At 64.4% G+C, this 22,792-nt stretch carries 20 protein-coding genes and 1 pseudogene; 4 read left to right on the top strand and 17 right to left on the bottom strand.

The window, feature by feature from the left end:
• Positions 1–173 precede the first annotated feature (173 nt).
• The 7 genes from BJ6T_RS30130 to BJ6T_RS30100 all read right to left on the bottom strand — a co-directional run bounded on the left by BJ6T_RS30130 (position 174) and on the right by BJ6T_RS30100 (position 8,054).
• Positions 174–1,214, bottom strand: coding sequence for a helix-turn-helix domain-containing protein (locus BJ6T_RS30130; protein WP_014496330.1), 1,041 nt, complete (start codon positions 1,212–1,214; stop codon positions 174–176).
• A gap of 256 nt (positions 1,215–1,470) precedes the next feature.
• Positions 1,471–2,769, bottom strand: coding sequence for an HlyD family secretion protein (locus tag BJ6T_RS30125; protein WP_014496329.1), 1,299 nt, complete (start codon positions 2,767–2,769; stop codon positions 1,471–1,473).
• A 10-nt stretch (positions 2,770–2,779) separates the two neighbouring features.
• Positions 2,780–2,983 (bottom strand): DUF1656 domain-containing protein, encoded by a 204-nt coding sequence (locus tag BJ6T_RS30120; RefSeq protein WP_014496328.1) that lies wholly within the window; start codon positions 2,981–2,983, stop codon positions 2,780–2,782.
• Positions 2,980–4,890 carry an FUSC family protein gene (locus BJ6T_RS30115; RefSeq protein WP_043900266.1) on the bottom strand — a complete coding sequence of 637 codons (1,911 nt, stop codon included), beginning with the start codon at positions 4,888–4,890 and terminating at the stop codon, positions 2,980–2,982. Before BJ6T_RS30115 ends, BJ6T_RS30120 begins: the two co-directional genes overlap by 4 nt.
• A 137-nt stretch (positions 4,891–5,027) precedes the next feature.
• Positions 5,028–5,408 (bottom strand): response regulator transcription factor, encoded by a 381-nt coding sequence (locus tag BJ6T_RS30110; protein ID WP_014496326.1) that lies wholly within the window; start codon positions 5,406–5,408, stop codon positions 5,028–5,030.
• 100 nt (positions 5,409–5,508) lie between these two features.
• The gene (locus BJ6T_RS30105) at positions 5,509–6,180 is read right to left on the bottom strand and encodes a response regulator transcription factor (RefSeq protein WP_014496325.1); all 672 of its coding nucleotides are present in this window, start codon (positions 6,178–6,180) and stop codon (positions 5,509–5,511) included.
• Entirely contained in the window at positions 6,177–8,054 is a 1,878-nt protein-coding gene (locus tag BJ6T_RS30100; protein WP_225894978.1) for a PAS domain-containing sensor histidine kinase, read from the bottom strand. The genes BJ6T_RS30105 and BJ6T_RS30100 overlap by 4 nt, the downstream gene beginning before the upstream one ends.
• Before the next feature lie 451 nt (positions 8,055–8,505).
• Between BJ6T_RS30100 and BJ6T_RS30095 the strand changes: the two genes are divergently transcribed.
• Complete coding sequence (locus BJ6T_RS30095; protein ID WP_014496323.1) at positions 8,506–9,348, top strand: AraC family transcriptional regulator; 843 nt, start codon at positions 8,506–8,508, stop codon at positions 9,346–9,348.
• Positions 9,345–9,560, top strand: coding sequence for a hypothetical protein (locus tag BJ6T_RS30090; protein ID WP_014496322.1), 216 nt, complete (start codon positions 9,345–9,347; stop codon positions 9,558–9,560). Before BJ6T_RS30095 ends, BJ6T_RS30090 begins: the two co-directional genes overlap by 4 nt.
• A 69-nt stretch (positions 9,561–9,629) precedes the next feature.
• Here BJ6T_RS30090 and BJ6T_RS30085 read toward each other — a convergent pair whose 3' ends face one another.
• The 9 genes and pseudogenes from BJ6T_RS30085 to BJ6T_RS30050 form a co-directional block, all read right to left on the bottom strand.
• A complete protein-coding gene (locus BJ6T_RS30085; protein WP_014496321.1) occupies positions 9,630–10,412 on the bottom strand; it encodes a 3-hydroxybutyrate dehydrogenase in 783 nt (260 codons plus the stop codon).
• Positions 10,413–10,446: 34 nt separating this feature from the next.
• Positions 10,447–12,063, bottom strand: coding sequence for an MDR family MFS transporter (locus BJ6T_RS30080; protein WP_014496320.1), 1,617 nt, complete (start codon positions 12,061–12,063; stop codon positions 10,447–10,449).
• A gap of 84 nt (positions 12,064–12,147) precedes the next feature.
• Positions 12,148–13,296 carry an HlyD family secretion protein gene (locus tag BJ6T_RS30075; RefSeq protein ID WP_014496319.1) on the bottom strand — a complete coding sequence of 383 codons (1,149 nt, stop codon included), beginning with the start codon at positions 13,294–13,296 and terminating at the stop codon, positions 12,148–12,150.
• 32 nt (positions 13,297–13,328) lie between these two features.
• Complete coding sequence (locus BJ6T_RS30070) at positions 13,329–14,504, bottom strand: DUF3734 domain-containing protein (RefSeq protein WP_014496318.1); 1,176 nt, start codon at positions 14,502–14,504, stop codon at positions 13,329–13,331.
• 33 nt (positions 14,505–14,537) lie between these two features.
• Positions 14,538–15,334: pseudogene (locus tag BJ6T_RS30065) on the bottom strand (acetoacetate decarboxylase).
• A gap of 79 nt (positions 15,335–15,413) precedes the next feature.
• On the bottom strand, positions 15,414–16,619 hold the full coding sequence (locus BJ6T_RS30060; protein WP_014496315.1) for an NAD(P)/FAD-dependent oxidoreductase: 1,206 nt from the start codon (positions 16,617–16,619) through the stop codon (positions 15,414–15,416).
• Between the two features lie 116 nt (positions 16,620–16,735).
• Positions 16,736–17,029 carry a hypothetical protein gene (locus BJ6T_RS43985; RefSeq protein WP_014496314.1) on the bottom strand — a complete coding sequence of 98 codons (294 nt, stop codon included), beginning with the start codon at positions 17,027–17,029 and terminating at the stop codon, positions 16,736–16,738.
• A 101-nt stretch (positions 17,030–17,130) separates the two neighbouring features.
• On the bottom strand, positions 17,131–18,081 hold the full coding sequence (locus BJ6T_RS30055) for a helix-turn-helix transcriptional regulator (protein ID WP_028169643.1): 951 nt from the start codon (positions 18,079–18,081) through the stop codon (positions 17,131–17,133).
• A gap of 52 nt (positions 18,082–18,133) precedes the next feature.
• The gene (locus tag BJ6T_RS30050; RefSeq protein WP_028169644.1) at positions 18,134–19,087 is read right to left on the bottom strand and encodes a helix-turn-helix domain-containing protein; all 954 of its coding nucleotides are present in this window, start codon (positions 19,085–19,087) and stop codon (positions 18,134–18,136) included.
• A gap of 447 nt (positions 19,088–19,534) precedes the next feature.
• On the opposite strand from BJ6T_RS30050, the gene BJ6T_RS30045 reads away from it, so the two are divergent.
• The gene (locus BJ6T_RS30045) at positions 19,535–20,464 is read left to right on the top strand and encodes a helix-turn-helix domain-containing protein (RefSeq protein ID WP_014496311.1); all 930 of its coding nucleotides are present in this window, start codon (positions 19,535–19,537) and stop codon (positions 20,462–20,464) included.
• Between the two features lie 8 nt (positions 20,465–20,472).
• On the opposite strand, the gene BJ6T_RS30040 is transcribed toward BJ6T_RS30045, so the two are convergent.
• Positions 20,473–21,396, bottom strand: coding sequence for a catalase (locus BJ6T_RS30040; protein WP_014496310.1), 924 nt, complete (start codon positions 21,394–21,396; stop codon positions 20,473–20,475).
• A gap of 444 nt (positions 21,397–21,840) precedes the next feature.
• Here BJ6T_RS30040 and BJ6T_RS30035 point away from each other — a divergent pair, with 444 nt between their 5' ends.
• Positions 21,841–22,791, top strand: coding sequence for a PDR/VanB family oxidoreductase (locus tag BJ6T_RS30035; RefSeq protein WP_014496309.1), 951 nt, complete (start codon positions 21,841–21,843; stop codon positions 22,789–22,791).
• Position 22,792: the final 1 nt, after the last annotated feature.

Genomic DNA, 22,792 nt, shown 5'->3' with positions numbered 1-22,792 from the left:
AATCCGACGGACGGCGCGCTCCGGATCGACGTGCGGCGAGGCAAAAAAAGGGGCCGTCCTTGTGGGGAGGACGGCCCAATGCTCGCATGCCTGGGAGGAGAAGGCTCGAGCCGTGACTTGGGGGTCTCAGTCACTAACACTGCCAGCGTCGCCGATCCGGCGTGCAAAGTATTTCACGTCCCCACGCTGTTTCTCATTTCGCATGATTCACGAAGGTCCGCCGGCAGGACATGAGACACCGGCTCGCGTGACGGAACCGGGTCGCATTCAGCGAGCCTGGGTGACGCCAGCGCGTTCCGGCTGGTGCATCGCCAACGTGCCGGCGTGTCGCCTGTCAGACGTTTGAAGACGGTCGAGAAATGCGCCTGCGTGCAGAAACCGACGGCCAGCGCCGCCTCGACCAGCGGCGTCTCGGTATTCGACAGGAGAGACTTTGCATGCTCGATGCGCTGTTGCAGGAGATACTCGCGCGGCCGGTATCCAGTCGCCGCGCGAAACTGCGCTGCGAAGTGCATCCGGGACAATCCCGCGACGCCGGCGAGGTCGGACAGGCTGATGGAGTGGTCGAAGCGCGCCTTGACATACTCCTCGACGCGTCGGAGCCGCCATTTCGGCAAGGCGTTGACTTTCGTTCGCGGGGGCTCGCGCCGAGCGACGTGCATCACCAGCGTCTGGGCGATGCAGCACGCAAATTCGCGATCGGCCGAGTGGCCTTGCTCGGTCAGCGCCTTTGCGAGCTGCTCGGCGAACGGGTCGCGCAACAGAAGGAGATCGTTCAGGCATTCGGGCGCGAGTGGCTCCGTTCCCTGCTGTGGAGATGGAAAGCAATTGGCCGAGATGTGGAAGTGCAGGAAATCGCACGGCGCAAGAAACTGCGCGCGGAGCGGCTTCGACGGTGCGCCGACATAGAGCGTGCCCGCCGGCATGGCGCCGTCGAAAATGGTCTGACTGCCTCTGGTCAGCTTGAGACGTGTGCTCTTCAGGGCGATGGCGAAGAAATACCGGTCGGGAGGCGTCGTTGCGTCCTCGCGCCTGGCGGCCGTCTGCGCGTAGGTAAAGCGCGAGATCGTGATGTCCTCGCGCGCGACGCGTTGCTCGGGCTGGCGCCATTTTCGTTCGTGGGGGAATGCGCGTGCCCCCTGAGAGAAATCCGGTTCGCGGGCGCCGGGTTGATGTGTCAATCGGGCGCCGGCCGCTTGCATATCGGTGAGCATCGTTCGTCCCGTCTTTTGGATTCCGCTGCCGCCGTGACGGCTGCTGAATGCCACTGGTTGACGCTCGAACGATATGTCTGAAGCCGCCACAAGGCCCGTTAGAGTTGCTGAAATCGTGTTAGATTTTGCGAAAGCTGCAGGTGCGTCGGAACGTCGCAAAACTCCGAATTAAGCACGAAGAATCAAAGGCCTGCGCTGTGAGCTCCGATGTTGCGGCGCGATGCGGCTCTCTTCAGGTCGGGCGATCTGACCGGATTCAGGGAAGGCGTGGCGAGGCATCGATGCCGGGGGTGAGGCCGGGCGCGATCTTCTCCGCCGACGGAATTGCGGGCACCCGCGCGTAGGGAAGCGTTGACACCTCGGGAGGCTGCTGGGATGGGGATTGGAGGCAGTTGGGGCGGGGCGGATCTCCTGCGCCGAACACATCGAATATAGGGTCCACGAAGGTCGTGCGGAGCCGATGAGACCAGGTCTGGCGATCGACCGCATTGGGCTGCCGGATGGTCACCGTGGCCGTCATGCCGGAGACCAGCGGCACGCCCGGCGGCACCGTGTCGATGGCGACGCGAACCGGTATGCGCTGCGCAAGCCGCACCCAGGTGTAGATCGGGTCCACGCTGGGCAAACCCTGCGTGCCCGCCGCGGCGTTTGACGCGCTGATGCCACGGGTCACGGTTTTCACGTGTCCCAGGATCGGCTTGGAGTAGCCGACGAGCTGTGCCTCGACGCGATCGCCGACGCAGACATGCGCCATCTTGGTTTCCTCGAAATAACCGTCGATCCAGAAGCTGCTGGAATCGATGATGGAGACGTTGGTGACGCCGGTCAGCGCATAGTCGCCGACACGTAGCAGGAGATTGGTGACATAGCCGTCGACGGGGCTGAGCACATTGGTGCGCTTCAGGTTCAATTCCGCCTGTGCAAGCTGGTGAGCGGCCGCTGCGTAGGCGGCCTTCGCCTGCGAGGCATTGCCGGCGAATATCTGCTGCTCCTCTGGCGTGGTCGCGAGGTCGGACAGACGCCGGCGCCGGTCGAACTCGGCCTGCTTGACCTCGAGGTCCGCCGCCCGCTGGTCGACGAGGGCCTTGCCGATGCGGACGGCTACGTCGAAGTCGAAGGGATCGATGACGTAGAGCACGTCACCCTTGTGGACGAACTGGTTGTCGGCCACCCGCAGCTCCACGATTTTGCCCGCGATCTGCGGCGCGACATTGGCGACCTGCACGCGTACGCTGCCATTGCGCGTCCAGGGTGCAGTGACATAGTGCTGCCAGGTTGCAACCGATATCAGGATGGCGACCAGGGCGATGGCAAGGGTGGCGAAATGCTTGCCGACGCCGGCCATGAACCGTCCGGTGGCCTTGCGCAGCGACCGCATCAATGGCGTCGCCTGCCGGGGAGCTTTGCCGTCGTTCGCGGCGCGGTTGCTGGTCGCGCGCGCGGCGGCCTCCGTCGGGCTGGAACACGCGACGGCATCGGCTGCGTCCGTCCGTGCTTCGGCTGAAGATTCGGGGTGGGGCGGAAAAGCCGCATCTCGAGGCAGAGCCGCGTCCATGGCTTTCTCCTTAGCAAAAGAGCGCGAGCAGGCCGAAGATCGACACGTAGAGGCACAGCTCGGCCAGCGACGGGTTGCTGAAGAATCTTGTAAATCCGACGAAGCGCAGCACCGGGCGGAGCAGCAGGAATGCGAGCAGCGCCGTTGCCGCATAGGACACGATCGGGGCGATCAACACGCCACCCACGACGAGTTCACGATAAGTGTTCGTCACGGATGCGTCCCCTGGCCGGAACCGGCGAAACTCTGCGATGGTTCGAAGACGATGCTGGCCGGAACGAGCGCGGCGAGCACCGGCTCGATGGACAGGTTCTCTTGGGCAGCCGTCTGGCGCAGCGCCTCGGCCGCAGTCAGGATTGCGCCCCCATCGCGTAGGGTGAGCGCGGCTCGCGCGGCACGCACCGCCTCGCCGAGTGAGGTCTCGGCCAGGCGGTCCAGTTCGGCATGGCAACGTCGCAGCACCACGGCCTCGTCGAAGCAGCGCAGCGCTTCCGCGACGACCTGAGGGGGAGGTGCCGTGGCGCCCTTCGCCGTCAGGATCTGCTCGATCCGGGCGGCATCGCGAAACGCGGCTTCCTCCGGCGCGAGATGCCGGGCTCGCCCGGAATCGAGGCGGCTCAGCTCGCGATAGGCCTCGTCCAGCAGCAGCCGGATCCTCCGTTCGCCGGACAAGGACGGCAGCAGGAGCTGCGCCGCGAAGACCAGAACCGAGGAAAGCTGGGCAAACAGACACGTCACAAGGAATACGTCGGGGTCGTAGCTCTGCGGATTGCTCGGTGCGAGAATGACAAGCGTGAACACGAGGGAGAGCCGGCCGAGCGGCGGCAGGATGCCGCTCGGCAGCGTGATCAGCAGCGCTGCGCCGATCACGAGAGGCGCAAGGCCGATCGCCAGCAGTTGAAACTCGGATACGCCGTTGAAGACGAGGTATTTCAGGATGCCGGCGAGCAGGCATGCGATCGGCATGGCAAAAACCGCCAGTGTCGTGAAGGCGCGCGGATCCGGAGCCGTCGCGCTCAGGCCGATGATGACCGCGACAAGCGAGAGGCAGAGCGCGGTGGTCGGCCATCCCGCCATTATGAAGATGATTGCAATGAGGATGAAGTGGATCGCGGCCCTGACGCCGGCCTCCGCTGCAATGCGAGGCGAGCGGTAAAGCGGCGCGCGCCATTGCCGGAGTGGATAGTCTCCGGCCCGCAGTGCCTCGAGACTGTCGCGCACGCCTGCATTCCTGCGGATGATCTCATCGCGCAGATGGGTCCGGCAGATCGTGACCTGGCCGGAGGCACCGGGGTTTCGGTCGTCCCGGGACGTCGCGGATGCGGCCGGCAGCGCGGCAAGCGTACGGGCGAGCGCCAGCTCGCTCACGAGGCCTACCATCGCGGAGCGTGCAGCTGCGGTTCTGGCCGGGCCGCTGATCGACTCCGTGACGAGGCTCGCGATCTCCGGATGCAGGGTCGCGACATCGCGCAACATGTCCGCAGCAGCGGTTGCGGATGAAGCTTCACCGCGGACGGCGCGTTCCGCGAACTCCGTGACCCGGCGATGCAGTGTTTCGAGGCGGATCGCCAGAACCGGATGATAGTCCGGCGCGGCGAGCACCTCGTTGACCAGAGCGACCGCGAGGACGCCGATGGCGATGGCGGCGCCGCGGGCGACGCCGGTCGGAAACACCTGCAACGGGCTGTCGATCTGCTGAATGGCAATCAGGGCAACGGTGATGCAGCTGAGAGCCGCCGCATAAGCGCGATTGCCGTCCAGCATCCCGGCGACGTAGACGCAAAGTCCGACCCAGATGCCCAACACTGCGGGCAGCAGCGCGCCGGTTTGGGAAAAGGTGCCGGCGATGGCGATCGATGCGATCACGCCGATGACGGTTGCGAGCAGCCGGTAGCCCGCCTTTTCCATGCCCTGCGCGCGCGTGGGCAGCGCCAGGATTGCCACCGTGATGGCTGCCGACGTGGGGGATTCGAGCTCGAGCCAGAAGCTGACATAGAGTGCGAGGAGCATTGCCAGCAGGACGCGCAGCGCGAACGCCCAGGAACTCACCGGGAAGCCGGCGAAGAACCGCGGGCGGATGTCAGCGCTGGTGGCGTCCCCTGGCAATTGTGCTCCCTCCATGCGCGGCAAAGCGCGCGGCCTGCCGGCGTCGCGAAATCAAAGGGGAGCATGAGCTGTGCCGGCCGTATTTTCGGTCCAACAACCTGCTTTCGGGAACGCACGCCGGGAAGACGCAGTTTGCCCGAGCTGGAGCCCGACTATTGCGGCGCGTGGCCTGCCAGCGCCTCTTCGAGGCGGCGGATGATCTCGTCGCCGCTGGATGGCTTGCCGAGATAGCAATGCGCGCCGGCCGCCATGACGCGCTGGCGCACGGGTTCACTCGGGAAAGCGGTCATGAAAATGATCGGGAAATGGCGGCCGGAGGCAACCAGGCGCGCCTGCAATTCATCGCCGGTAATGACCGGCATCTGAACGTCGGCGATCATGCAGGCTGGATCTTCTCCCGCCGGTTCCTGCAGGAAGGCGACGCCGGACTCGTAGGCGTGGGCTTCATAGCCGAGCGAACGCACCAGGCTCGCCAGCGACGCGCGCACGCCTTCGTCGTCGTCCACGATCGCAATCACCGGGGTTTTGGCCATTGGCACACATCCTGACCGCTGTGTTCCGCAGGGAGGATATCTCCCATTGGGCGGCCGATGGCGCCTTATGCACCGTGCGGCAGTCCCGCCGAAATTATACTCAGGTTTGGTCCGTAGTCTTTCGGTTCTGGGAAATCCCGAGCGCTTCGGCCTTGCGAACGAGGTCGGCCAGAGACCGGACCTCCATCTTGCGCATGACGTTGCCGCGGTGGATCTTGACGGTGATCTCGCTGAGGCCGATCAGGCCTGCCACCTGCTTGTTCATCAAGCCGGCGGTCACATGGCCCATCACCTCGCGCTCGCGCGCCGTCAGGCTCTCATATTGGAGGCGGATATCTTCCTTCGTCGCGGCTTCCGCGCGGCGCTGCGCATCGCGCTCGAGCGCTGCGGTCACGGCGTCGAGCATGTCCTGATCGCGAAACGGCTTGGACAGGAAATCCACGGCGCCGGCCTTCATGGCGCGCACCGACATTGGAATGTCCCCATGACCGGTCATGAAGATGATCGGATATCTGATGCCCTGGCGGGTCAGTTGACCCTGGAGGTCGAGGCCGCTCACGCCCGGCAGCCGGACGTCCAGCACGATGCAGGCCGGTCCGTCGGGCATGACGCCGCCAAGCAGCTCGGCCGGAGAGCCGAAAAGGCATGTCTCGAGGCCGACGGATCGGAACAGGCTGTCGAGCGAGGCCCGAATGCTCGCGTCGTCATCAACGATGATGACGACTGCACTGGAGGATTGGGCCGGCGGTTGCGCTTGGTTTGGTCGTGTCATGGCAAGGCGAGTTCTTGGCCAAATGGCAGTGTCAGGTGGAATGTTGCGCCCGAGCCTGGAGGGCTCTCCACGGACAATCGGCCGCCGTGAGCTTCCACCGTCGTTCGGCAGATCGCAAGTCCCATACCCATGCCGCCATCCTTGGTGGTGAAGAACGGATCAAACAGGCGCGGCAGGTCGTCAGGTTGGATGCCCGGACCGCTGTCCTGAACCGTGATGGCAAGGTTTTCACCGTCGACGGTTCCGGCGCGCAGCGTGACGGTGTGCGAACCGGGCCGGCCTGACATGGCCTGGCCGGCATTGATTAGAAGATTGACCAGGACCTGCTGAAGCTGGATCCGGTCGCCGCGAACCGGCGGCAGGCCATGCTCCATCTTGACGATGAGGGCGATGTCGTCCTTGACGAGTTCGCGCTCGATCAGAAGGGTCGCTTCCTCGATGATCTCGTCGATCTGCAGCAGATCCTGCTGGGGCGGGGCCTTCTTCAGGAAAGTCCGGATCCGCGTCACGATCTCGCTGGCGCGGCGACCCTGAGCAACGATGTGACCGATCGTCGTCGCAACCTCTTTGAGATCGGGCACGTCGCGGCGTAGCCACCGCAAGCCAGCCTCGCCGCTGGTGACGATCGCTGCCAGAGGCTGATTCACCTCGTGGGCAATGGACGCGCTGAACTCGCCGAGGGTGGCGACGCGCGCGGCATGCGCCAGCTCCGCCTGCGCCGCGAGCAGCGCATCTTGTGCCTGCTTGCGCTCGGTGATGTCGATGACGAAAGCGAGCACGTTGCGATCTCCGTGGGGCTCGGCCGGAAAGCTGATCGTAAACAGGACGGGAACCTTGCGCCCGTCGAAGCTCACGAGATCGGTCTCGCCTTCGTGGAACCGTTCTCCTTCCGCGAATGCAACCAGCGCGCCGAGGAAACTGCGGTCGTTCTCGCCCAGAAGCCTGTCCACGCTCGCGATGAAAGCCGCAGAACCGCTTGCTCCCGCCATCTTCTGGAGGGCCGGATTGACGTCGGTGATACTGGCGAGCCGGCGGGCATGCCGCACGAATTCGGGGTTTGCTGCAAGATAGTCCCGCAGGCCGACGTCTCCAGTCTCCAGCGAGTTCAGCGCGGTTCGAACTGCGCTCCAGTCTTCCTCGATGACGCCGACTCGACTTGCGTCGAACATTCGGCGATATCGCTGCTCGCTCTGCACCAGCGCGTTGTGTGCCGCCACGCGGTCCGTGACGTCGGTGTGTGTTTCAAGGACTCCAACGGGTTTGCCGAGATGGTCGCGCTGGAGCGCCCATCTTGCATCGACGGCGAGTGCGCTGCCGGCCTTCGTCCGCTGCTCTAGCCTGCCTTCCCATCGGCCGGTGTCGAGCAGGCCGGTCTCGATGTCCTCTCGCCGGTCAAAATATTTGGTTCTCAGCAGCGCGTCGGCGTGTTGCCCGACAGCCTCGTCGGCCGACCAGCCATAGGCCTGTTCCGCGGCTCTGTTCCAGAACGTGATCACGCCGCCGCGATCCCTGACGAAAATCATGTCATGCGAGAGATTGAGCAGGCGCGCCTGCGCCGCGAGGCGCTTCGTCGCCGAGTGATTCTGAAGCGCCAGCAAGGTCGTGATCCCGATGGCGGCGAGGCTCATGAGCGCGCGAAGAGCGGGCGAGGCGACCACCTCGACATCGTGCGATAGCAGATAGGCGGCTATGGTCAGGACGCTGCAGCCGACCGCGGCGACGATGATGTCGTTACGCCGGTTCGTCCTCGCCGCGAGCAGAATCGCAATGACGTATAGAACCGCAACCGCGCCCTCGAGGGGTGTCAGCACGTCAACCAGGAAAATGGCGAAGGTGAGGACAGCAGACCAGAACCGCAAGCCGTCGCGGCTCATGGATGAACCCGTGGCCCGATCAAGACTGGTCATCGTCGCTGGTTGTCGCTCTGCTCATTTTCGGTCACGTTGATGCCGCGATTTGATCGTGCCGACAACATGCGGCAACATGATTTTCGTGCTCTCTTGAAAGACGTTGCCGCGGTTCGATCCCGCGCGCGTGCTGATGAGGCACATTCCCCGGCAAAACAGGGTTTTGCGTGACTTTCCGACCATTGGCGAGCGCGTCAACTTACCGCAGGGCGAGACCAGTTCCACCATCGCTGCGAACCGGACGTCCACGCGGCCAGTGGCGCCGCGGTCATACCTAGGTATGACGCGATCACCCCGAGAACCTATCCGGTACACCCGCGCGTAGAATGGAGCGCGGGGACCACCGAACTACTCTGCTCCCACATTCGGACGAGCCATTGGGCTTCGCCGGATCGAAAATGGGACAAGGAGTTCGACGATGTCGCTACAGATGTCACACCCGCAAGGCGCGAAGGATCATGTCGTCGGCTCGATCGGCGTCTCGGCCATCGATGGTCGGCAGTCCGGCCTTGCGGAACGTCCGGATCGCACCGGCGAAAAGGCGATGACGCTTTCCCTCGTTCACCTCGATGTGGCCCTGGCCATCGAAACTCGCCCGCCGGGTGTGCGGAGATCCGCCGGCGACGGGCCAAGCTTCAGGGTATCGGCGAAGCGCCTCGCACGCGTCCCCGTCGAGACCGACCAGGAGGCCGATGCAGGCGAGTTCCCGGATCCGGTGATGCGAAGCCTCTCCGATGCGCTCGCGGCAACCGAAGCGGCCCATCATCCTCACTCCGCCATCCTTGCGGACGCCCTGCGTCTTGCCATCCTGACCCGCAGGGCTAGCCGGCCGACGGCCGTCGAGCGCAACGAGACCGATCAGGCCGACGACGAGCGCTGCCGGTCTGTGCGGTCGTTGCAAAAATGGCGCCTCAAGCGCGTGCTGCAATATGTCGACGAGAATTTGGCTGGCAAGATCACCTTGCAGCAACTGGCGGCGGTCGCCGGCCTCAGCCGCATGCACTTTGCCGCGCAGTTCCGCGCGGCCGTCGGCATGCGGCCTCACGACTATCTGCTGAATCGGCGGATCGAACGCGCCCAGGAACTGCTGAGGCGCGCCGACGTCTCGCTCGTCGACGTCGCCTTGACCGTCGGATTCCAGACTCAGGCGCATTTTACGACGGTGTTCAAGCGTTTCGTCGGCGACACGCCTTATCAATGGAGGAGCGCCTATCTTGCGCAATTCCTGCCGCTGCCTCGCGCCGAAGCGGGGCCGTCATGAGCAGTGTTGGCATTCAGGTCCTGATGCTGCCGCTGGCCGGCATTCACCTGGCGATGACGTACCATGAAGTCACGGGCGTGCTGGAGATCGCCCGTGCTCTCGGCCACTCCTATCGCCTGGCATCTTCAGATCCAGGATCCGGTGCTCTCCATGGCCGGTTCATTCTCGATTTCTGCCGAACCGTCGTCACGGCCAACAACTGTGTCCAGTGAAACGAGCCGCCGTTGACGGCAACGGCGGCGGCCAGCACGATCAGGCCATTTGCATCGGCCGACTGCCGGCTACTGTGCCGTCCATCCGCCATCGACCGCGATCGCGGTGCCCGTGATCTGGTCCGCCGCAGGCGAACACAGGAACGCTACTGTCCCTCCAAGCTGCTCCGGAGAGACGAACTCGGACGACGGTTGCTTCTCGCCCAAGAGTGCCTGGGCGGCGTCCTTTTGACTGATGTTTTTCTGTGCGGCGATGTCGCTGATCTGCTTTTCCACCAAGGGCGTCCGCACCCAGCCGGGACAGACTGCGTTACAGGTCACGCCGCTGCCGGCGGTCTCCAGGCCAACCACCTTGGTCAGGCCGATCAACCCGTGCTTGGCGGCGACGTAGGCGGCCTTGTGCGTCGATGCGACGAGGCCGTGGGTCGAGGCGATGTTGACGATCCGGCCCCAGCGCTGCTCCTTCATCTGGGGCACCGCCGCCGCGATGCCGTGAAACGCGGCCGACAGATTGATGTCCAGGATCGCATGCCACTTGGCCGACGGAAATTCTTCCACCGGCGCGGTGAACTGGATGCCGGCATTGTTCACGAGGATGTCGAGGCGTCCGAACGTCTCGATTGTCGCGGCGATCAATCGGCGCACGGCATCGCTCTTCGACATATCGGCGCCATCGTAGACGACGCGCACGCCGTGCTCGCGTTCGATCCCGCTGCGGATGGATTCGATCTCGCCGGGGTCGCCGAAGCCGTTCAACACGAGGTTGACGCGGAGCCTTGCCAACTCTTTGGCGATTCCGAGCCCGATACCGCTGGTCGATCCGGTGACGATAGCGACCTTATCCTTCAACATGGGAGTTCCTTTCGACGTCAGGTGGGGTGGGGGACTAGTGGGCGCCGCCGGCCTCGATCTGGGCGGGTTTCTTCAGCATCATTGAGGCGGCGAGTGCGACGATCAGCGCGACACCGAGCAGATAGAACATGTCGCCGAAAGCCAGGATGAAGGCCTGCTTCTGCACGATCTTGCCGATCGCGACATAGGCGCGGTGGGCGGCGTCGATGCGATCGGTCACGCCGTGGTTCATGAAATACTGCGTCAGCTTCTCGAGTCTGGCTTGTGTGGCCTGCTCCAGCAGCGAGACCGACTGCATCAGCACGTTGGAGTGATATTGTTCGCGCTTGGTGAGCAGCGTCTGCAGCAGCGCGATGCCGACGGCGCCGCCGAGGTTGCGCATCATGTTGAACAGGCCCGAGGCCGAACCCGCGTTCTCCGCCTCGATGCCCGATGTCGCGACAGCCGACAGCGGGGCGAACACCAGCGCCTGACCGAAGGCGCGGACGACGTTCGGCCAGAACAGCTGGTCGGTGGCGTAGTCGTTGGTCATCGAGATGTTCATGAAGTTGGAGGCTGCGAACAGCGCAAAGCCGACACCGATGATGAGCCGCGCGTCGAAGCGCCGTAACAGCTGCGGCACCAGCGGGATCAGCAACAGCTGCGGCAGCCCGGTCCACGCCAGCACCATGCCGATCTGTTCGGCGTTGTAGCCCTGGATGCGCGATAGATAGACCGGCAGGATGAAGACCGAGCCATAGAGCGCGATTCCGAGCAGGAAATTGGCGAGGATACCGAAGCCGAAATTGCGACGCGCCAGGAGGCGCAGGTTCAGCAGCGGCTTCCTTGCCGCCAGCTCGATCCACAGGAAGGCCGACAGCGCGATCGCCGCGACGATCGACAGCTTGACGATGAACGGCGAGCCGAACCAGTCGTCCTTGTTGCCTTCCTCGAGCACGGTCTGCAGCGCGGCGAGGCCGATCGCCATGGTGGCGATCCCGGCCCAATCGCCCTCGCGCAGCAGCGACAGCTTCATCGGCTGCGACTCGAGCGAGACGAACAGCAAGCCGATCATGACCGCGCCCGGCACGAGGTTGACGTAGAAGATGTACTGCCAGCCCCAGTTCTCGGTGAGATAGCCGCCGATGGTGGGCCCGATCGCGGGCGCAAAAGTCGCGGAGATCGCAAACAGCGCCAGCCCGATCGGCTGCTTCGCCTTTGGCAGCAGCGTGATGATGAGCGTGAACGCCATCGGGATCAGCACGCCTCCGGTAAAGCCCTGCACGGCGCGCAAGACGATCATCTGCGACAGGTCTTGCGCCAGCGCGCAGGCCGCGGAGAACACCAGGAACAACGTCGCATTGGTCAGGAGATAGATGCGGATCGAGAACGCCTGCGCGAGCCAGCCGGACAGCGGGATCACCACAATCTCGGCGATCAGGTAGGAGGTCGAGATCCAGCCGCCATCATCGATACCGGCCCCGATCGCGCCCTGGATGTCAGCCAGCGAAGCGTTGACGATCTGGATGTTGAGCACCGCCATGAAGGCGCCGAGCGTGGCGCCGGCGATGGCGATCCAGGTCTTGGCGGAGACCGCCGGAGCCGGTGTGGTGACGGACCGCTCGCCTTCGCCGGCGGGCACGGCATCGATGGCCGGTTGCAGTGTGGTCATGGTTGTCTGCTCGTCGCTTGCGAGAGAAGCATTGCCTGAACGGACTGTCCGGGGAGGAGACAACCGCCAGGGACGCGTGTTCATTCAACTGCGAGGCTCGGGGCGGCGCGATGCGAGGCGCTTCTTGCTTTCGCGTTCGGCGATCGCCGCCGATTTGGTGTTGATGGTCGGCTCGGCCGACATGCCGGGACGGAGCAGGCCGGTCAGGCTGCGGTCGTCGAGGACGATTTTCACCGGCATGCGCTGTACGATCTTGGTGAAGTTGCCGGTCGCGTTGTCGGGCGGTAGCAGCGCAAACTCGAGGCCGCTTGCCGGGGACAGGCTGTCGACATGGCCGCGCAGTCTGGTGCTGCGGAAGCTGTCGATGGTCAGCTCGACGGGCTGGCCGCCGCGCACATGGGTGAGCTGGGTTTCCTTGAAATTGGCGACGATGTACACGGCATCGAGCGGGACGACGGCCATCAGCTGCGTACCGGCCTGGACGAACTGCCCGACCCGGAGCGAGCGCGCACCGACGGTGCCGTCGACCGGCGCGATGATGCCGGTGTAGGAGAGGTTCAATGCCGCCTGCTGCTCGACCGCGCGGGCGCGGTCCCGCTGCGCGACTGCCCTGGCGCGTTCGGTGGAGAGCACGTCGACCTTGCGCTCGGCCGCGAGCAGGCCCGACTTGGCGTGCTGCAATTGCGCGGCGACGGCGCGCAGCGCCGCATCGGTCTGCTGCGCGCGCTGCACCGTGCCGGAGCCCGTCTTCATCAGCCCGTCGTATCGGACCTGCTCTTCCTGCGCGAATTTCAGATTGGCCGTGGCGGCAGCGACATCGGCCGTGCCTTGCTCGATGATCGGCTGCTGCAGGGCAAGCTGTGCATCGAGATTGCGGACAGCGGCGTCGGATGCGGCGACGTCGGCGCCGGCCTGATCGAGCGCGGCGCGGAAATCGCGATCGTCGATCTTTGCCAGCAACTGGCCGGCCTTCACCGCTTCGTTGTCGCCGACCAGGACCTGCGCGATATAGCCCGACACTTTCGGCGAGATGATCGTGGAATCCGCCTTCACGTAGGCGTCGTCCGTGGTCTCCAGATAGCGGCCGATGGTGAGATAGTGGTGGCCGAACTCGGCTGCGGCGACGACGCCCAGGGCCAGTGCCAAGGCGAGGGCGGCTCGCTTGATCGCCTGCCCGGATGGCCGAAGGCTGGTTTTGGCGTCCTGCTCGGGAGCATAGGAAATGGAAGACATGGTATTCTCCGAAACGAGGTGGGCGGTGAGATTCAGTCGCGGCGATGGACGTCGTGGGTGACGATGCCGAGCTCGGGAGCCGGCGGGTCCAGGCGTCGCGGATCGGCCAGCGTGCGGCGGATATCGTCCAGTCCGCTCTGCCAGTGAGCGCGCATCGCGCTCAGCCCGAACTCGTAATCCCTCGAATGGCCCTCGTGGATCTTGGTCTGATAGATCAGGTGCACGATGTTGTAGCAACGATGGCGCGCCATCTCCGCGATCGCGCGGATCTCGGGATCGTGCCTGGCGGCGTCCGGCAATTTCGCAATCGTGCGCTGCAAGGCCTGACGCATCTTCTGCATCCGCAGCACCTGGTCGGTCACGGCGCGTGTGCGGCTCGAATACTGGATGTCCTTCTGCCGGCTCGACACTTCCATCATGTCGTGGGGAACGTGGCCCTTGGCCGACCAGAGATCGATCTGGAACGTCAGCGTGTCACACGGCTCGCCGGACAGCACGCGAGATAAAGGCGTGTTCGAAACCACGCCGCCATCCCAATAGTGCTCGCCTTCGATCTCGACGGCGGGGAAGCCCGGCGGCAGCGCACCCGATGCCATGAAATGCTTCGGTCCCAGCCGGCGCTCGGCGGTGTCGAAATAGGTCAGGTTGCCGGTGCGGACGTTGACCGCGCCGACGCTGACGCGCACGTCGCCCGAGTTCAGCCGGTCGAAGTCGACGAGCCGTTCCAGCGTCCGGTGCAGGGGTGCCGTATCGTAAAAGCTGGTCGCGGAGTCGCCCGAGAACGGTGACCAGAGCGGGGAGGGGAAGCGTGGCTTGAAGAAGCCAGGCTGACCCTGGATCAAGGCCCGCGCCGCCGCCATCGCGTTGCGTACCGAGTTGATGTCGAACGCAAAGGGCAGGGCGTTGGCGAGCCCTTCGCCGGCGGGCCACTCGATCGAAAACGCGCAGATGGTTTCCCAGAACTCGCGCAACCGCGCAACACGCTCGTCCTCGGGCGAGCCCGCGATGATCGCGGCGTTGAGCGCACCGATCGAGATGCCGGCCAGCCAGTTCGGCCGGATGCCGGCCTCGTGCAGGCCTTCATAGACTCCTGCCTGATAGGCGCCGAGTGCGCCGCCGCCTTGCAGCACCAGGGCGACGACATCGTAGGGCAGCGAATTGCTCCGCTGCGGCACAGGATTGGTTTGCTCGCGCATCACGTTCAGCATTTTGAGGACTCCCGATGGTACGGATGATGTCGATCAGCCGGCATTCGCGTCGACCAGGGTTTCGGAGGATCCGCGCCGCCGCACGATTTCGCTCGGGGCCAGGTAGTCGTGGACCACGGTGCCGAGCCCCAGCGTCAGGTCGGCAACGATATGCTTGGCCGAGAGCACCTGGAGGACCGGCAGCTCGGCGACGGGAGCGAGGGCGTGCGAGTACAGGTCGAGCGCAGCCGGCCCAGTCCAGGCGCCCTTCACGGTGATGTCTTCGAGATGGAAGCGCACCAGCTCGCAGATGCGCGGCGTGCCGTCGACATGCGGAATGATCTTGAGCAGGAAATTCGCTGCGGCGAGCTTTTTGCTTCGGCCGCGGCGTCGAGGGCCCGGTGCTTGTAGCCCATCGTGCCCGTCGCGATGCGGACCGAGCCGTAGTTCAAGGTACCGACCAGCGTGTCGGTCTCGACCTCGAGTTTCGGCTGCGCCAGCTTCTTGGGAAAGCCCCAGAGCTCGCGCCCGCCCGCAATTGGCGGATGATCGTTGAGGAACATCTGGTGGACGAAGCTGCCGGCGTTGCCCTGATAGGACACCGGAATGACCTGCCCACTTTCGGTGTAGTCGCCGAATCCGGTCGAGTCCGGCATTCGGATGAACTCGTAGTTCACCACCGGTTCGGTGATTTCGAGTGGTGCCGGCACGATCCGGCGCAGTGCCTCGGGATCTGTCCGGTATTGGATGATGAAGTATTCGCGATTGATGAAGCGATAGGGGCCAGGCGGGAAAGCCGGGCTGGTCAGCGGCATGGCGAACGCGCTCGCGCGCACGGTCTCGAGTTTCATCATGGTCGGCTCCGGTTGGTATGGGGTGATCGGGCCGGGTCCGCGCACGGTCGGCGCGGCCCGGTTTCGCGTGAGGCAGCTAGACCTCGCCGACGTGCTCCGGATCGGCGGAGGCCAGCGCGGCCGCACGTTCCGCTCGGGGCGGATAGATCCAGACGGTATTGATCTGCTGCTTGGTCCGCTTCGCCTCGTCGCCGACGAGCTCGAGCTTCCGATCCCAGCCTCGCGTGAAGATCGCGCCGGCTTCTCCCAGATCGAGGCATGTGGCGTAGGCCTTCTGGTGGTAAGGCCTGGTCGCGACACCCAAAAGCTCGGCAGCGGCATTGTTGCCGGCAAACGCGCCCATTCGCGTGGCATGCTGGCACGACATCAGCGCGTGGTTGCCGATGTCGTCACACGCTGCTTTGGCGGCGTCGCCGGTGGCAAAGACGCCGGCGACACCAGGGACGCGCAAGTCGCGGTCGACGAGGAGGCGGCCCAGATTGTCGCGCTCGGCCGGGATCTGCGCGGTCAAAGGAGCAGCGCGCATGCCCGCGGCCCAGATCACGGTCTCCGCCTCGATGTGTTCGCCGCTCGAAAGCGTGACGCCAGACTTGTCGAGCGACGCGACACCGGTGCCGAGGCGGGTCTCCACACCAAGCTTGCGCAGCGCATCCTCAATGACGGGCCGGGAATCTGCGCCCATATCGTGAGCGATCGTGCTGTTGCGATCGACGATGACGACGCGCGTCTTGGCGTTCTTGCCGAGGACCGCACGCAGCCGCGCCGGCATCTCCGTCGCCGTCTCGATACCGGTGAACCCGCCGCCGGCCACGACGACCGTATCGCGTCCGTTCCTTGCAGGCCGATCGGCCAGATCATGGAGATGCCGCTCGAGCGCAATCGCATCGTCGAGCTTGTCGACACTGAAAGCGTGCTCGGCAATGCCGGGGACGTTCGGTCTGAAGAGCCGGCTGCCGGTGGCAACGACCAGCCGATCGTAGGAGAGAGTCTGCTTCGCGCCTTCGGCCGTGACGAGCTCGATCGCACGAGACTTGGTATCGATGGTCCCGGCGCTGCCTTGCACGTAGACGACGTCGATGGCCTTCAACACGTCTTGCAGAGGTGCCGTCAGGGTTTCGGGCTTGCTTTCGTAGAGGCGCGGCCGGACCACGAGCGTCGGCTCCGGTGCGACAAGCGCGATCTCGAGTTGCTCGGGCGAAGCGCCCTGAATGTCCCGCAGGCGCGCGGCGGAAAGTGCGGCGTACATGCCGGCAAAGCCGGCGCCGATAATGACGAGTCGCATTTGATGATCTCCTGTGGATTGAGCTTTCCGGGCATGGGTGCGTCATCGCCCCCGCCACTCTCGTGGCGGATCGTCGAGGTCGATGGCGCGAAAACGTGAAGTGAGATCGCGAATTCTCAGGGAGAGGGGCAGCCTGGCATCGAAGCCATCGGCGGCGGCCAGCGGTGACGAAAGAAAATGGGCTCGATGGCGTTCGGACGCCAGTCGGCGTACGGAAGCTGGCCGCCATCCCTGTCGATGACGGGCATCACCGGACTTGCGTTGTGTACGGACTGCGCCGGAATTTCCACTTCCTCGCCGGTTGCCGAGGTGAAGCGAACGGCTAGTGAAAGTCCGTACATGATGGCGCTTGCTGCCATCCTTCGTCGCGGCACGAGTTTGACCGGACTAACGAAGTTCTCCCAGGTCATTGTTCGTCTCCGTCTATTGGATCGAGGGCACCCTGATCGTTTAGCGGAGCGGACCTGCGGTTGCGCCAGAGCGATTGCTCTGCCTGCAGAGTGATTGCTGCTTAGCGCATGCGACGTCGCCAATCGCTTGGCGTTTCTCCCGTCAATCGCCTGAATGCGGCGGCAAAGGCGGTTTGAGAGGCATAGCCAAGCTCAGCCGCCACCGTGGCGATCGGGATGTCGGTGTCGCGGAGCGTATTCATGGCCTGCTCGAGCCGGTGCTGGCGCAGCCAGCTATGCGGCGAAAGACCGGTGCTTTCCTTGAAGGCACGACAGAAGTGGAAGCGAGACAGGCCGGCGTCCGAGGCGAGCGCCGCAAGAGAGACGTCGGAATCGCTGTCCGAACGCAAGCGTTCGATCGCGCGTCGCAGCGCATGGGGAGCCAGCCCGCCTACGATCGGCTCGATGGCGGTTGGCTCGCCGATGTGCGCGGCCAGGATGCGCGTGGCGATGATATCGGTCAGTCGCTGCCTGAAGAGTGCATCCAGAACCGCGTTGCCCTCCAACACATCCGCCCCGCTCATCAGCAGTCCGGATGTGACAGGGTCGAGATGCCCGGTTCGCTCCAGAAGATCACCGGGAATGGGCGCGTCGGCTTCGCGGGCGACGCGTTCGAGCGTTGCGTGCGGAAGGTACAACTGGACGACATCGACAGGACCGGGAATATCCCATCTCGCGCTCGAACCAGCCGGAATGATCGTCACGACTCCGGAACGGGCCGTTCCGATCGCAACCGATTTTCCGGCGCGCCGCTCCAGGCGCTGAACGCCTGTGGGGTACGTCATGATGACGTGGTCGGTCATGGGCTCGACGACGTCGTGCAGAGCGCCGTGCTTCCAATGCGCGATGCCGCCATTGGAGGGGTCCGAAGCCATCTGGAGCGGCGCGGTCTTGAGGATGCGCGCCATCTCCACATCGGCAGGCCGCCGCTCGACGTTCGGCGAGTCGCTGTGGCGCGCACCGGGTGCGGCAAGCAGAGCCCCCAAAGGATCGTGCAGGATGGGCTTGTCCATGGAGTCAGTCTCGCGTTCGGAAGGCACTTCGGGACCTGAGGAGCGATTGCCGCTAACGCACGCGTCGTCGCCAATCGCTCGGCGTTTCGCCGTTCAATCGCTTGAACGCCGCGGCGAAGGCTGTTTGCGAGGCATAACCAAGCTCTGCCGCAACCAGGGCGATCGATGCGTCGGTATCGCGAAGCAGGCTCATGGCCTGCTCGAGCCGGTATTGGCGCAGCCAGGCGTGAGGCGAGAGCCCGGTGCTTTCCTTGAATGCGCGGCAGAAGTGGAAGCGCGACAGACCGGCATCAGAGGCGAGGGCATCGAGGGAGACGTCGGTATCGCTGTCCGAGCGCAGGCGTTCGATGGCACGGGCCAGGACCTTGGGCGAAAGCCCACCGATGGTCGGCTGGAATGGGGCTCGCGAGCCGGTATGGGCAACCAGGAGACGCATCGCCAGGAGATCGATCAACTGATGCCTGAACAGCGTGTCCAGGGCCCCATTGCTCTCCAGCGTGTTGACCGCGCTCAGGATCAATCGGGACGTGATGGGATCAGGATGCGCCGTTCGCTCCAGGAGTTCGCTCGATGTGCCGCTCGCGGCTTCGTCGGCGACGCGTTTCAGCGTTGTGTGAGGGAGATAGAGCTGAACGACATCGACAGGCTTCGGAATATCCCATCGGGAGCTCGATCCTTCGGGAATGATGATCACGACCCCGCGGCGAAACGTTCCGATCGCAACGGACCGTCCTGACCGCCGCTCCATGTGCTGCATCGCGCCGTTGTAGGCCATGATGACGTGGTGGTTCATGGGCTCGACGACGTCGTGCAACGGTTCGTGTTTCCAGTGGGCGATCCCGGCACCGGAGGAGTCCAATGCCACGCGAAATGGTTCGGTGTGGAGCACACGCGCCATCTCTGCATCAGCGGCGCGCCGCCCGGTCGTCGACGACTGGCCCTGGCTCGGCTCGGATGCGGCCGGAGGATTTTCACGCGCAGAATTGTGCGAGGTCGGTTTGCTCATTGGAAGTGCTCGCTTCAGGGGCCTCGCACTCGCGGCGCTGGGGCGATTTGCGCGCCCGGCGTGAAGCCATCGCTTCTTTTGCGCCCGTACCGGTGCCGCAGGGCGCCGCGAACTCTTGGTGAGGGTTTCTAGGCACGTGGGACTACGGGGTCTTTCCTGAAACCGCGGTGCTTGTCCTGATTCTGCTCAAAGCGCTCGGACGCGACATCTTGTGATCGGCGATCCCCGGACGACTGCGGAGAATTAGGCTCACAATTTGCGCATTAGATATTGAAATCGCTTCTGAAAACGACTTTGCCACAATCGAAGCGGCGGCCCGCCGCAATCGCAAATCACTCCGCGACGCGACTGGACCGCCGTACTCCGAAGCGGATAATGCTACCGACCTCCAGGGCGACGGCAGTCAGACGGGTTGCCTGGTCGGAATTCCACGGATGGGTCGATCGAATGGCACTGGCTGGCACCTTCGGACAGAGGGTCAAGCGGCAGTTGAGCCTGGCGGATGCACCGCCTTCGCTGATCGCGCGGTCGCGGCGAGGCGTCGACGTTGCGGTCACCGAAACCCTGAACAGTGAGCCGGTAGAGGGTCTTTCCGGCTCGCTTGCCGACGACGCCTATCTCGTCAGCCTGAAGCTGCAGGATTATCCTGACTGCGAGCTCTGGGAGCACGGCAAATGCTTCACGAAGACGGACGTCAGGGCCGGTACGACATATCTGTACGATCTCCGGCACGATCCGCGCTTCGTCATCGACAAGCCGTTCCATTCCGTCCATTTCTATCTTCCCCGTCTGACGCTCGACGGCATCGCGCGCGAAGCCCGCACGCCGCCCATTGGCGACCTCGCATGCCGGTACGGTTTCGGCCATGACGACGAGATCATGCGCCATGTCGGCGCCCTGATGTTGGAAGGGCTGCGTCGTCCGGCGGAGGCCAACCAGCTCTTCATCGACCACATGATGCTCGCGTTCACGGCCCACATTGCCCAGACCTATGGCGGATGGCAGCGCGTCGCGGATGCGGCCCGGGGCGGTCTTTCCCCATGGCAGGTGCGGCGAGCCTGCGAAAGGCTCGACTCGGATCTTGGCGGGACGCTTTCACTGCAACAGATCGCGGCCGAGTTCGATCTCTCGGTTAGCCATTTTTCCCGCGCGTTTCGAATCTCGACCGGCCTTCCGCCTCATCAGTGGCTGCTCCGCCAGCGTGTGAAGGCGGCAAAGCAGTTGATGACCCTGCGCGACCTGCCGCTGTCGGAGATTGCGATCTCGGTCGGGTTCGCCAATCAAAGCCATTTGACGAAGGTGTTCTCGGCGCAGGTCGGCGTCAGCCCGGCGGCATGGCGCCGCGAAGCGCTCGGCATCAGGGACAGCGAGACGTGATCGTCCGATCAGCGGCGCTGCGCCAGTGAATTGGCGTAGGCGGCGCGGCGCGCCGCGAAGATCTCATCCGGCGGATAACCGATTCCTTCCGCAAGATTTGCCGGATCAAAGCCGGAGGTATCGCACGTCTCGTCCGCTTCGATCGCGGTGATCACGATCGTTCCGAGCCGTACGGCTTCCCGGATGTCCTCATCCGGCCACCGGATCGTAACATCCCGCGTCGGGTCGTCAGGACGACCGAGCAGCGCCATCAGGCTGAACCGGATATCGCGCGTCGCGATCCTTCCTTTGAGATCGTCGCGCAGGACATCGGCGGACGTCGTCCTGGCCTTGCCCCCGATCGCCGCGAGCTCGCTACCGACCGGGACGACCTTGAATTTGATGAACTGCGTCTCGTCCTTCGAATTCGTTGCGGGGAAGGCGTGGACGGCCCAGTAGGTCGTGCCGGCGAAACTCGGGGGAGGCGGATGCGCGGCGATGTAGTTCGCCTGACGCAGCGTTTCGGGATTGGCGGTGGAGAAGGCCTTGATCTTCTCCAGGTCCGGCCTTCCGTCGCGACCAGGCATACGCGAGGTGAGGAACGCCAGCATCTGATCGAGCGTCCTCGCATAATGAACCGGAGCGCTCTGTGTAAGGATGTCGGAGCGATGCTCGTCGTTGCCGAGCCTGAAGCTGAAGCCGCGTAGCGCGAGATCCATGGTCTCGGATTCGTGGGGACCGCCGTCCACCGAGAAGCGCGCCAGCACGCGCGATGGTGTCGTGAAGCTCCGCGACTTCGTGACCTCGTCGGCCCGATCCGAAGGGATGTAGGTCCCCCGGACGCAGCGGCCCTTGGCAAAGCTCGCGCGTGCCTTTGGTGGATTGCCCAGAACGGCCTTCTGAGCCTCGACAATGGAGGCGGGTGTGGCGGTGCCGCTCGGGAACAGGGACATGGCTTGGTCTTGGATTTGCTACCCCAACCCTTAGCGGCGTGGATGCTTCGCCGCTCCAGAGCGATTGCTATGCTTGCAGCGCGATTGCTGTCTTCTTGCGCGGTCACCAGGGCACTGAACACGGTGCCGGCGATGTAATATCTCAGCAAAATTAATGGCTTGAGTTGAAATCTTCCAGCGGCCCATGATGGATCGGGGCGGGCGCTCAAAGGCGCCGTGCGCACGGGCGGATCAAGCAAAGTCCATTGAAAGCACGGCCGGTCGTTCTTCGGAGTGACCCGTCTTCCGCTGAGGCGTGGGCAACCTCGGAGGGGGCAGTGCCACTCCTGCACCAACGAGACCTGCCTCGGACTGCAATCCGAGCCTGAGCCTGCGCCAGCGATTGACAGCTAATTATTACATGTCTAAAAATATGCAAATTCATATAATTCGTGAGATGCCTGAATGGACACGCATCCGCTCAAGCTCAAGGTCAGATCGTATGCCGCGGAGACGCCGTTCATACGGAGCCTTGTGTTTGGCGTGGAGGACGGCGTTGCGCCGCGATGGCAGGCGGGTGCCCATATCCGCGTGGCGCTCCCGAATGGAGGCGACCGGCCGTACTCGCTGATGGCTTTGCCGGGCCTTCCCGAGGGTACGCTGGCGCTCGGGGTGCTGCGCGAGGAGGCTTCGACCGGCGGCTCGCAGTTCATGCACGCGCTGAAGATCGGCGATGTCGTGAAGGCAACGGCGCCGGTCAACAATTTTCATCTGCATGAGGAAGCGGCGCCCGCGCTGCTGTTCGCCGGCGGCATCGGTGTCACGCCGATCCTGTCGATGGCGGCGAATCTCGCGGCCCGGGGAAGCCCGTATCGCTTGCACTATGCGGGCCGCGCGCAAGGCCTGCTCGCGTTCCTGCCGCACCTGCAGGAGATATGCGCCAACGGGCTATCCATTCACTACGACAGCGACGAGTCCCGCCTGGACATCGCAGCGACGCTCGGCGATGCCGCCGCAAACGCCCACATCTACGTCTGCGGCCCGGCCGGCATGATTGATGCGGTGAAGGCGGCTGCGCTCGGCAGGGGCATTCCGGCCGACCGCATCCACTACGAGCTCTTCAAGGCCGAGCAATCGTCCTCGCCCGACTTGCCGTTCGAGGTCGAGCTCAAATCGACCGGGCAGGTCGTCAGCGTCGCGGCCGGTCAGACCATCATCCAGGCGCTGGAGGCCGCGGGTCTCGACGTGCTCTACGACTGCCAGCGCGGCGATTGCGGCATCTGCCAGTGCGGCGTGATCGAAGGGGTGCCCGACCATCGCGACGTCATCCTCAGCGACGACGAGAGGGCGTCCAACAAGGTCATGCAGATCTGCGTGTCACGCGCGAAGTCGGAACGTCTGGTGCTGGATCTCTAGG

It is taken from the genome of Bradyrhizobium japonicum USDA 6, assembly GCF_000284375.1.
GTDB lineage: Bacteria > Pseudomonadota > Alphaproteobacteria > Rhizobiales > Xanthobacteraceae > Bradyrhizobium > Bradyrhizobium japonicum.
Note: the sequence above shows the minus strand (reverse complement) of the source record. Positions and strands in the feature narration are given on the sequence as shown.

What these genes read in the sequence shown, in the direction of transcription:
- BJ6T_RS30130 (WP_014496330.1), bottom strand. Translation starts at nt 1,214, where the DNA reads ATGCTCACCGATATGCAAGCGGCCGGCGCCCGATTGACACATCAACCC.
- BJ6T_RS30125 (WP_014496329.1), bottom strand. Translation starts at nt 2,769, where the DNA reads ATGGACGCGGCTCTGCCTCGAGATGCGGCTTTTCCGCCCCACCCCGAA.
- BJ6T_RS30115 (WP_043900266.1), bottom strand. Translation starts at nt 4,890, where the DNA reads ATGGAGGGAGCACAATTGCCAGGGGACGCCACCAGCGCTGACATCCGC.
- BJ6T_RS30110 (WP_014496326.1), bottom strand. Translation starts at nt 5,408, where the DNA reads ATGGCCAAAACCCCGGTGATTGCGATCGTGGACGACGACGAAGGCGTG.
- BJ6T_RS30105 (WP_014496325.1), bottom strand. Translation starts at nt 6,180, where the DNA reads ATGACACGACCAAACCAAGCGCAACCGCCGGCCCAATCCTCCAGTGCA.
- BJ6T_RS30100 (WP_225894978.1), bottom strand. Translation starts at nt 8,054, where the DNA reads ATGAGCCGCGACGGCTTGCGGTTCTGGTCTGCTGTCCTCACCTTCGCC.
- BJ6T_RS30095 (WP_014496323.1), top strand. Translation starts at nt 8,506, where the DNA reads ATGTCGCTACAGATGTCACACCCGCAAGGCGCGAAGGATCATGTCGTC.
- BJ6T_RS30090 (WP_014496322.1), top strand. Translation starts at nt 9,345, where the DNA reads ATGAGCAGTGTTGGCATTCAGGTCCTGATGCTGCCGCTGGCCGGCATT.
- BJ6T_RS30085 (WP_014496321.1), bottom strand. Translation starts at nt 10,412, where the DNA reads ATGTTGAAGGATAAGGTCGCTATCGTCACCGGATCGACCAGCGGTATC.
- BJ6T_RS30080 (WP_014496320.1), bottom strand. Translation starts at nt 12,063, where the DNA reads ATGACCACACTGCAACCGGCCATCGATGCCGTGCCCGCCGGCGAAGGC.
- BJ6T_RS30075 (WP_014496319.1), bottom strand. Translation starts at nt 13,296, where the DNA reads ATGTCTTCCATTTCCTATGCTCCCGAGCAGGACGCCAAAACCAGCCTT.
- BJ6T_RS30070 (WP_014496318.1), bottom strand. Translation starts at nt 14,504, where the DNA reads ATGCTGAACGTGATGCGCGAGCAAACCAATCCTGTGCCGCAGCGGAGC.
- BJ6T_RS30060 (WP_014496315.1), bottom strand. Translation starts at nt 16,619, where the DNA reads ATGCGACTCGTCATTATCGGCGCCGGCTTTGCCGGCATGTACGCCGCA.
- BJ6T_RS43985 (WP_014496314.1), bottom strand. Translation starts at nt 17,029, where the DNA reads ATGACCTGGGAGAACTTCGTTAGTCCGGTCAAACTCGTGCCGCGACGA.
- BJ6T_RS30055 (WP_028169643.1), bottom strand. Translation starts at nt 18,081, where the DNA reads ATGGACAAGCCCATCCTGCACGATCCTTTGGGGGCTCTGCTTGCCGCA.
- BJ6T_RS30050 (WP_028169644.1), bottom strand. Translation starts at nt 19,087, where the DNA reads ATGAGCAAACCGACCTCGCACAATTCTGCGCGTGAAAATCCTCCGGCC.
- BJ6T_RS30045 (WP_014496311.1), top strand. Translation starts at nt 19,535, where the DNA reads ATGGCACTGGCTGGCACCTTCGGACAGAGGGTCAAGCGGCAGTTGAGC.
- BJ6T_RS30040 (WP_014496310.1), bottom strand. Translation starts at nt 21,396, where the DNA reads ATGTCCCTGTTCCCGAGCGGCACCGCCACACCCGCCTCCATTGTCGAG.
- BJ6T_RS30035 (WP_014496309.1), top strand. Translation starts at nt 21,841, where the DNA reads ATGGACACGCATCCGCTCAAGCTCAAGGTCAGATCGTATGCCGCGGAG.